The organism is Anoxybacillus sp. LAT27, assembly GCF_022030075.1.
Lineage (GTDB): Bacteria > Bacillota > Bacilli > Bacillales > Anoxybacillaceae > Anoxybacillus > Anoxybacillus kestanbolensis.
In genome coordinates this window covers 1-7,629 of record NZ_JAIWYK010000084.1, presented here as the reverse complement: position 1 = coordinate 7,629, position 7,629 = coordinate 1, and the positions used below count along the sequence as shown (strand labels likewise).

The window sequence follows — 7,629 nt, the reverse complement described above, 5'->3', positions numbered from 1 at the left end:
GACAAATGCCAAAATGGAACAAAATGTTTGAAAGACAGGTGTCTTCCAACCATTTTGTCAACAGTCTGAGGGGGCTATTGTGCCCCCTTTTTTTCTTCACGAATTTCTTGCCAACGGTCGTAAGCCATGTTGACGATTCCTTTTTCAATTGTTTCTTTTTTTCGTGCAATCACACGTGAAAAGTAAATAATCGCTTGTTTTTCTTTTCCTAGCCTGCGGTACAATTCGCCGATTAAATACAATAAACGCACTTCCGACATATGTGTATGAATAAAATCATCCGTTTCATAAGAAGCGATATACTGTTCAAGTGCTAGGCGCATGAACCGCTGTTCTTCTTCATGTTGTTGTTTTGAACGATGCAACCATGCGAGACGCATATAAAGTCCAGCAAGTGCAATATGTTTTTCTTTTTTCAATGTGGCAGAATAAATGCCGAGTTTATATGTATCAATCGCTTCAGCAAATGTTCGCGCCCTACCGTAGTTTTTCCCACGCCAATTGGCGCAAATATTTTGTTGGATTGTTTCCAATGTTTGTGGTGGGAAATATGTTGAAAATTCCTCTGTTGCCGCAAATCCACAGTGTGGACAAACATGGACGTAATATAAAAACGGATTCGCTTCTTCGTTTGCATAATATGAACAAAAGTCAGTGTCGTGTTGGATTGGGCGAATGAAACGTGAACGAACTTTTTTCGTTGTATATGTTTGTTTGCAAACAAGACATGTAACGGTACGATCGTATAAGACATCCATTATGTTCCCTACCTCGTATAGTTGATAGTCATATTATACTATACGATGTTCGTGTTGCCTGTGACTTTTTATGTATTTGTAAAAAAAGTTGTCACGGTTATGATGACGATGTATAGTTTTATTAAACGGATACGCGGAGGGACAATATGAGACATTTTTCATTTGCGAAAATGCACGGCTTAGGGAATAGCTATATTTATGTCAATATGTTTACAGAGCATTTAGCAGAGGAGGAGCTATCACATATTGCAAAACGTGTGTCAAATGTGCATACGGGAATTGGTTCAGATGGGCTTATTTTAATTTGTCCGTCCGATGTAGCTCCAGTGAAAATGCGTATTTTTAATAGCGATGGATCGGAAGGAAAAAACTGTGGCAACGGGTTGAGGTGTGTAGCGAAATATGCATATGAACACGGAATTGTTCAGGAGGAACAGTTTCTCATTGAAACGTTATCAGGTCTTGTAGAAGCTCGTGTGTTTGTTGAAGATGGGAAGGTCAATAGTGTAGAAGTAAATATGGGAAAACCTCGTTTATCTCGTGTTGAAATACCGATGATAGGAAAAGAGGATGATATTGTCGTTAGTGAACCGATCGAATTTGAAGGGCATACGTATTATATGACAGGTGTATCGATGGGGAATCCTCATGCTGTGTTTTATGTGGATCAAATCGAGGATGCTCCCGTCACTTCTCTTGGACCGATTGTTGAAAAAGATGAGCGTTTTCCAGAAGGAATTAATGTAGAGTTTGTAGAAGTGGTGAACGACCGCGAACTTCATTTTCGTGTGTGGGAGAGAGGTTCCGGTGTGACGCAAGCATGTGGTACAGGGGCTTGTGCAGCGGTTGTGGCATCCGTATTAAACGGAAAAACGAAGCGAAACGAAGAAATTGTTGTCCATTTAGCTGGTGGAGATTTGTACATTACGTGGAAAGAAAATGGTGATGTGTTGATGCGAGGGGCAGCTGAAACTATTTGTACAGGTGTATACTACTATTAAAAAGGAGTGATATCGAATGGAACAAATCGTTTTGTTAACCGAAAAAGCAGTGAAGCAAGTGAAACAGATGATGAAAGAAAGCGGAGAAGAAAACGCTTATTTTCGTGTCGGTGTGTATGGTGGGGGATGTAGTGGATTATCTTATGCGATGGGATTTGATCACAACAAACGTGAAGATGATCATGAGTTTGAGAAAGACGGTTTGCGCATATTAGTCGATAAAGAAAGTGCACTTGTATTAAAAGGAACGACGATTGATTATGAACAAGGAGCGATGGGGGGCGGATTTACGATTCATAATCCGAACGCTATTGCTTCATGTGGTTGCGGTTCATCGTTCCGTACAGCGACTCATGCTGGTACTCCAGAGGAATGTTAGGGAGGGATGAATGTGAAAGGACAAAGAAATATTATTTTAGGGCTTATATTTGCATTGCTAGTGGCGCTATTTTCTATCGCAAATATTCAAAATGTAGAAGTGAATTATATCGTCGGCTATTTTGAGACACCATTAGTGATTGTCATATTAGGCTCTGTTACACTGGGGGCTCTCATCGTTTTTCTTGTTGGTGGATGGAAGTTTGTAAAGATGCGAAATTATACAAAAAAGTTAGAAAAAGAAATGGAGCAGTTGCGAGCCTCTTTACCGGAGGAGGAAGTAGCTACTACGATTGAAAATGTGACGAATGAAAATGATCATTCGAAGCCCCTCCCTTAAGAGAGGGGCTTCGAATTACTCAAACATCGATGTAGAATGAAGTGGTTGTACTTTTGCGTTTGGATCGATGTATGACTTCGCATTGTTAACTGCTGTTGGTGCTTCACCAAATCCGCAAGCAATTAATTTCACTTTTCCTTCGTATGTGCAAATATCGCCGGCCGCATATACCCCTGGAATGTTTGTTTCCATTTTGGAATTTACTTTAATCGAGTTTTTCTCAATCTCTAATCCCCATTCTTTAATTGGGCCAAGGGAAGAAATGAAGCCGTAGTTAACAATGACTGCGTCAACGTCAATCGTTTCACGCGTTTTTGTTTTTACTTCTTCTAAAACGACTTGTTTGATACCGTTTTCATCTCCAATCAATTCGACAGGAACGAACGGTGTTTTTACATCAACGGATGAGTTCATTAAATTTTCAACGCTATGTTCGTGAGCGCGGAATTTATCGCGTCGATGCACGATCGTTACTTTTTTAGCAATCGGTTCAAGCATAAGCGCCCAGTCAACTGCAGAGTCACCACCACCGCATACAAGCACATTTTGACCTGCAAATTTATTCAAATCGTCAATGAAGTAATGTAAGTTTTTACCTTCATATTGTGTCGCGCTTTCGAGCTCTAAACGCCGAGGCTGAAATGCACCGTTTCCAGCAGTAATGATGACCGCTTTTGAATAATGAATTTCTTTATTTGTCGTTAGTTTAAATGTCCCATCTTCCAATTTTTCTAACTTCTCGACAGACTGTTCTAAGCAAACGGTCGGGTTAAATTTGCTCATTTGTTCTTTCAAGTTGTCAATGAGTTGTTGGGCGCGAATTTTCGGGAAGCCCGCTACGTCATATATGTATTTTTCAGGGTAAAGTGCAGAAAGTTGTCCACCGAGTTGCGGAAGACTCTCGATAATTTTGACGCTCGCTTGACGCATGCCGCCGTAAAACGCTGTAAATAAGCCGACAGGTCCACCGCCGATAATGGTAATATCGTATAATTTTTGATCTTCTTTCACGTTCATTCCTCCTAAAACGCAAATTTTCATGTATTATCATACCATAAAAAATGGGTAAACGCTTTTGTTGTTTTGAAAATTTCGACATGAACTCGACAAAAATTATGACTAAAAATTGAACAAATAACTCTTGAAAAAGAGAGAAAAAAAGAATAAGATGTTAACGTAGAAATGACAACTTTGTTACAAAACGTTGTATTTTTTTGGTCTATTTCGTGAATAAATTCACAAACTTTCTAAACGATAAAAATCGTTCAAAAAGCGCAAGCTAAAAAAAATAAGAAAAGGTGGAAGTGATTCGCTTGAAGAAGCCAAATGTTGTTGTATTAGGTGCAGGTTATGGTGGATTGATGACAGTGACGCGTTTACAAAAAATGATTGGCGTCAACGAAGCAAGCATTACGCTTGTCAACAAACATGATTATCATTACGAGTCAACTTGGTTGCATGAGGCGGCAGCAGGAACGTTACATCATGAGCGCGTTCGCTATGCGATTGCTGACGTCATCGACCAAAGCAAAGTGAAATTCATTCAAGATACGGTTGAAAAAATCAACCTTGAGCAAAAGGAAGTGCTGCTTCAAAATCATGAGCCGTTAACATATGATTATTTAGTTGTTGCGCTTGGATTTGAATCTGAAACGTTTGGCATTAAAGGACTAAAAGAGTATGCTTTTTCAATTGCCAACGTTAACGCGGCTCGCCAAATTCGCGAACATATTGAGTATCAGTTTGCGACATATAGCACAGAAGAGGAAAAACGCGATGAGCGTTTGACGATTGTAGTTGGTGGTGCAGGGTTTACAGGTATCGAATTTTTAGGGGAGCTCGTAAACCGCGTGCCAGAACTTTGCCGTGAGTATGATGTGGATCCAAATAAAGTGCGTATCATTTGCGTGGAGGCAGCGCCTACAGTTCTTCCGGGCTTTGACCCAGAACTTGTTGAATATGCGGTAAATGTGCTTGAGAAAAAAGGTGTCGAATTTAAAATTGGGACAGCGATTAAAGAATGTACGCCAGAAGGTATTATTGTTAGCAAAGATGACCAAGTTGAAGAAATTAAAGCAGGAACAGTTGTATGGGCGGCTGGAGTACGTGGAAGTCGCGTCATTGACGAATCGGGCTTTGAAGCGATGCGAGGTCGTGTCAAAGTCGATCCTTTCTTGCGTGCCCCAGGACATGAAGATGTATTTGTTGTCGGGGACTGTGCGTTAATCATTAACGAAGAAACGAACCGTCCATACCCGCCAACTGCCCAAATTGCAATGCAACAAGGGGAAGTTTGCGCGAAAAACTTAGCTGTATTAATTCGTGGACAGGGTGAACTACAGCCGTTTAAACCAGACTTAAAAGGAACGGTATGTTCGCTTGGTCACGATGATGCCATCGGGGTTGTGTTCGGTAAGAAAATTTGGGGCACAAAGGCGAGTGTGATGAAAAAAGTGATTGACAACCGTGCCCTTTACTTAATCGGTGGCCCAACACTCGTTGCGAAAAAAGGAAAATTTAAATTACTATAAAAACGAGCGAAGAAATTTTTCGCTCGTTTTTCCTTTACAAATCATTGATTTTTATATATAATTATCAGAAAATTAAGAAAAAGGAGAGGGATTATGAATAAGACAACGTGTCAATATTGTGCAGGAAACGGTTATGTTCATGTTGCGGTTGGTGGGTCTGAAACATGCCATTATTGTGAGGGAACAGGTGTAGCGAAAGATGAAGTAGTCATGAAGCAATAATTGACTGATGTTTTCGCTTTCAGTACACTAAAAATGGTGTATTGGAGGTGAAACGTATGGAGATGAGCATCCCGGTTTTATTCATTTCTGTTTTATTGTTTTTCGTTTTATTTTTCGGTATCGGGTTTTTATTAAATATGATTTTGCGGACGACGTGGACGATGGCGATATTAAGTCCATTTGTTTTATTATTGTGGATTGATCAAATTTCTGTAATGGACTACGTGACAAGTCCATCCGCTTCGCTCGCCCATGTGAAAGAGCGAATCGAATCATTAGCAAGCGCCGATTTAATTATTTTAAGTAGCGGTATTGTTGGTGCTATTGTCTCAGGTGTCGTTATCCAGACGCTGAGAAAAAAAGGATATCGGATGTTTTAAGCCTTCACAATCGTGGAGGTTTTTTTTGTAGCTAATGTATATTTTTTTTGAATGTTGGAAAGAAATACAACCGTGGGAGGAGTGAATAAATGGGTATAAAATGGTTAAGACGGTCGACCATGGTTGTATTGTTTTTGTGCGCGTTCATGACGACATTTCAATCGATATCGGGCGTTGAAGCGAAAATGTTATCTGATTGGTTTTCACCTTCACGTTTTTCTTTTTTCTCGTTTAAATCATTATTTTCATCAGATACGTATGAGTACGTAGCTGATCGTTTTCGTAAACACGAAAAACAAGTGACTCAACTCTCGTCACAGCAGACGACAAACGAATCGTTGACGCTAGAAGAAGCGTTTGACTGGTCACGATATCCTTCTGTCACAGTTGTAGCGACAGGATATACAGCGGGAGTGGAGTCAACAGGAAAAACGCCCGATCACCCGAGTTATGGCATTACATATTCGGGTGTACGTGTAAAACGTGATTTGTATTCAACAATCGCAGCTGATTTGAGAATTTTTCCAATCGGGACGATTTTATTTATCCCAGGATATGGATATGGTGTTGTTGCGGATACAGGGTCAGCGATTAAAGGTCATAAAATTGATTTGTATTACGAAACAGTAGATGATGTGTATAAACATTGGGGGAAGAAAAAAGTGAATGTATATGTCGTCAAACGCGGAGATGGGACATTATCGGAGCAAGAGATGATAGCACTGAACGAAAACGAATCGATGCAAGTGTTTCGACAACAATATATAAAGAAAAAGGAAGTCGGGCTATAACCGAACTTCCTTTTTCTTCGTTATGCAACGTATTTGTTATATGATTGATGTTGGTTTAATGCTTTATAAATACGCGGTGCGATGATACCAGCGACGATGGATAAAATGATGTCTTTTGGAAGTGGAACGAGCATCCAGCTCCATGCCATCGCGTACGAGAAACCTTCTGGTGCTTCAGCCCATAATTTAAATGCTGCATACATCCAGTTTGTACCGACAACATAGTTAATGACCATACCGATGATTGTGGCAGTAATAAAACGTGCGATCGAACGATTTGTACTTTTTTCGATCAGTAGGCCAGTTACGTATGCTGCAAGAATAAAAGAAAGAATAAATCCAAATGTTGGGGCAATGACAGTTGAAAATCCTCCGCTAAAACGTGCAAAAACAGGCGCACCAAATAGCCCGATCAACATGTAAACCGTCATGGCCATTGCGCCACGCTTTGCGCCAAGAATGGCACCAGCTAGTACACAAAAAAATGTTTGCAACGTAATCGGAACGCCACCAATGACGAGAAACGGGGCCCATGATGTAATGTTTGCACCGATCGCCATTAATGCTGCAAACATAGCGATAAATGTTAAGTCTTTTGCGCGCATTTGTTAACCTCCTTTTTTTATTCGTTAACGAAATGGTATATGATAAAACAAAAAATGTCAATACATAAGTGATAGTCGTTTGCACAACATAACAATACGGAGGGGATCATAATGAGAGAAGAAGAACAATTGCTTCGCGCAAATCGGTTGGGAGCAAAAGAAGATATCATTCATGTAAGTGAAACAGATGATGGATATGATTTGCGCGACGCAGCCCATATTGGTGAGAAACAAATGGCGGAACCGAATTATCGCCAGTAAAGAAGAAAGGTGAGTTGGCAACAAGGCGACTCGCCTTTTTTTGGAGAAAGCGTTATATGAATCGTATTTGGATTAAAAGAAATGTTTATTTCAGATTCAATACTAATCGATTGGAGTTGTTTTTGTACTTCTTCTTGTTTCGATTGTTGAGCTTTCTCCATCAATTTTTTCGCAAAAACAGGATCGTTCGCAATTTTTGAGGAAATAGCTGTTGCGTCTTTAAAAAGTTTTTGGATCGCTTTTGCCGATTGTGTAAATTGTGTAATATCGACGTTTGGATACATCGTTCTCCCTCCCTCTAGAAATGTTGATATATCAAGGTTTCTTGGCATCATAGGGGTGCCAAAAAAATTTTTTCGACA

12 protein-coding genes are annotated in these 7,629 nt (G+C 40.0%); 8 read left to right on the top strand and 4 right to left on the bottom strand.

Going from position 1 to position 7,629, the window contains the following annotated elements:
• Positions 1 to 74 precede the first annotated feature (74 nt).
• Complete coding sequence (locus LD028_RS08600; protein ID WP_237810718.1) at positions 75 to 758, bottom strand: DUF2225 domain-containing protein; 684 nt, start codon at positions 756 to 758, stop codon at positions 75 to 77.
• Between the two features lie 146 nt (positions 759 to 904).
• Here LD028_RS08600 and dapF point away from each other — a divergent pair, with 146 nt between their 5' ends.
• The 3 genes from dapF to LD028_RS08585 are packed head-to-tail and all read left to right on the top strand — an operon-like array spanning position 905 to position 2,477.
• Entirely contained in the window at positions 905 to 1,759 is an 855-nt protein-coding gene (gene dapF / locus LD028_RS08595) for a diaminopimelate epimerase (RefSeq protein WP_077429583.1), read from the top strand.
• 16 nt (positions 1,760 to 1,775) lie between these two features.
• Positions 1,776 to 2,138 carry a HesB/IscA family protein gene (locus LD028_RS08590; RefSeq protein ID WP_077429584.1) on the top strand — a complete coding sequence of 121 codons (363 nt, stop codon included), beginning with the start codon at positions 1,776 to 1,778 and terminating at the stop codon, positions 2,136 to 2,138.
• Positions 2,139 to 2,144: 6 nt separating this feature from the next.
• Entirely contained in the window at positions 2,145 to 2,477 is a 333-nt protein-coding gene (locus tag LD028_RS08585) for a LapA family protein (RefSeq protein ID WP_237810719.1), read from the top strand.
• A gap of 15 nt (positions 2,478 to 2,492) precedes the next feature.
• Here the strand turns inward: LD028_RS08585 and LD028_RS08580 are convergent, their stop codons facing one another.
• Complete coding sequence (locus LD028_RS08580; protein ID WP_237810720.1) at positions 2,493 to 3,488, bottom strand: NAD(P)/FAD-dependent oxidoreductase; 996 nt, start codon at positions 3,486 to 3,488, stop codon at positions 2,493 to 2,495.
• 293 nt (positions 3,489 to 3,781) lie between these two features.
• Here LD028_RS08580 and LD028_RS08575 point away from each other — a divergent pair, with 293 nt between their 5' ends.
• The 4 genes from LD028_RS08575 to LD028_RS08560 all read left to right on the top strand — a co-directional run bounded on the left by LD028_RS08575 (position 3,782) and on the right by LD028_RS08560 (position 6,401).
• The gene (locus tag LD028_RS08575) at positions 3,782 to 5,008 is read left to right on the top strand and encodes an NAD(P)/FAD-dependent oxidoreductase (protein ID WP_237810721.1); all 1,227 of its coding nucleotides are present in this window, start codon (positions 3,782 to 3,784) and stop codon (positions 5,006 to 5,008) included.
• Positions 5,009 to 5,101: 93 nt separating this feature from the next.
• Positions 5,102 to 5,230: a YuiA family protein gene (locus LD028_RS08570; RefSeq protein ID WP_006322188.1), complete on the top strand. Its 129-nt coding sequence runs from the start codon at positions 5,102 to 5,104 to the stop codon at positions 5,228 to 5,230.
• 56 nt (positions 5,231 to 5,286) lie between these two features.
• A complete protein-coding gene (locus tag LD028_RS08565; protein ID WP_035020626.1) occupies positions 5,287 to 5,610 on the top strand; it encodes a YuiB family protein in 324 nt (107 codons plus the stop codon).
• Between the two features lie 89 nt (positions 5,611 to 5,699).
• Positions 5,700 to 6,401, top strand: coding sequence for a 3D domain-containing protein (locus tag LD028_RS08560; protein WP_237810775.1), 702 nt, complete (start codon positions 5,700 to 5,702; stop codon positions 6,399 to 6,401).
• A gap of 20 nt (positions 6,402 to 6,421) precedes the next feature.
• Here the strand turns inward: LD028_RS08560 and LD028_RS08555 are convergent, their stop codons facing one another.
• Positions 6,422 to 7,006 carry a biotin transporter BioY gene (locus LD028_RS08555; RefSeq protein ID WP_237810774.1) on the bottom strand — a complete coding sequence of 195 codons (585 nt, stop codon included), beginning with the start codon at positions 7,004 to 7,006 and terminating at the stop codon, positions 6,422 to 6,424.
• A gap of 111 nt (positions 7,007 to 7,117) precedes the next feature.
• Between LD028_RS08555 and LD028_RS08550 the strand changes: the two genes are divergently transcribed.
• Positions 7,118 to 7,267, top strand: coding sequence for a hypothetical protein (locus LD028_RS08550; protein ID WP_237810773.1), 150 nt, complete (start codon positions 7,118 to 7,120; stop codon positions 7,265 to 7,267).
• On the opposite strand, the gene LD028_RS08545 is transcribed toward LD028_RS08550, so the two are convergent.
• Positions 7,255 to 7,551, bottom strand: coding sequence for a YuzC family spore coat inner layer protein (locus tag LD028_RS08545; RefSeq protein WP_237810772.1), 297 nt, complete (start codon positions 7,549 to 7,551; stop codon positions 7,255 to 7,257). The two genes, LD028_RS08550 and LD028_RS08545, sit on opposite strands and share 13 nt — an antisense overlap.
• Between the last annotated feature and the right edge of the window lie 78 nt (positions 7,552 to 7,629).

Excerpts from the sequence above, each read along its gene's own strand:
- LD028_RS08600 (WP_237810718.1), bottom strand. The coding sequence starts at position 758 with ATGGATGTCTTATACGATCGTACCGTTACATGTCTTGTTTGCAAACAA.
- dapF (WP_077429583.1), top strand. The coding sequence starts at position 905 with ATGAGACATTTTTCATTTGCGAAAATGCACGGCTTAGGGAATAGCTAT.
- LD028_RS08590 (WP_077429584.1), top strand. The coding sequence starts at position 1,776 with ATGGAACAAATCGTTTTGTTAACCGAAAAAGCAGTGAAGCAAGTGAAA.
- LD028_RS08585 (WP_237810719.1), top strand. The coding sequence starts at position 2,145 with ATGAATGTGAAAGGACAAAGAAATATTATTTTAGGGCTTATATTTGCA.
- LD028_RS08570 (WP_006322188.1), top strand. The coding sequence starts at position 5,102 with ATGAATAAGACAACGTGTCAATATTGTGCAGGAAACGGTTATGTTCAT.
- LD028_RS08565 (WP_035020626.1), top strand. The coding sequence starts at position 5,287 with ATGGAGATGAGCATCCCGGTTTTATTCATTTCTGTTTTATTGTTTTTC.
- LD028_RS08560 (WP_237810775.1), top strand. The coding sequence starts at position 5,700 with ATGGGTATAAAATGGTTAAGACGGTCGACCATGGTTGTATTGTTTTTG.
- LD028_RS08555 (WP_237810774.1), bottom strand. The coding sequence starts at position 7,006 with ATGCGCGCAAAAGACTTAACATTTATCGCTATGTTTGCAGCATTAATG.
- LD028_RS08550 (WP_237810773.1), top strand. The coding sequence starts at position 7,118 with ATGAGAGAAGAAGAACAATTGCTTCGCGCAAATCGGTTGGGAGCAAAA.
- LD028_RS08545 (WP_237810772.1), bottom strand. The coding sequence starts at position 7,551 with ATGTATCCAAACGTCGATATTACACAATTTACACAATCGGCAAAAGCG.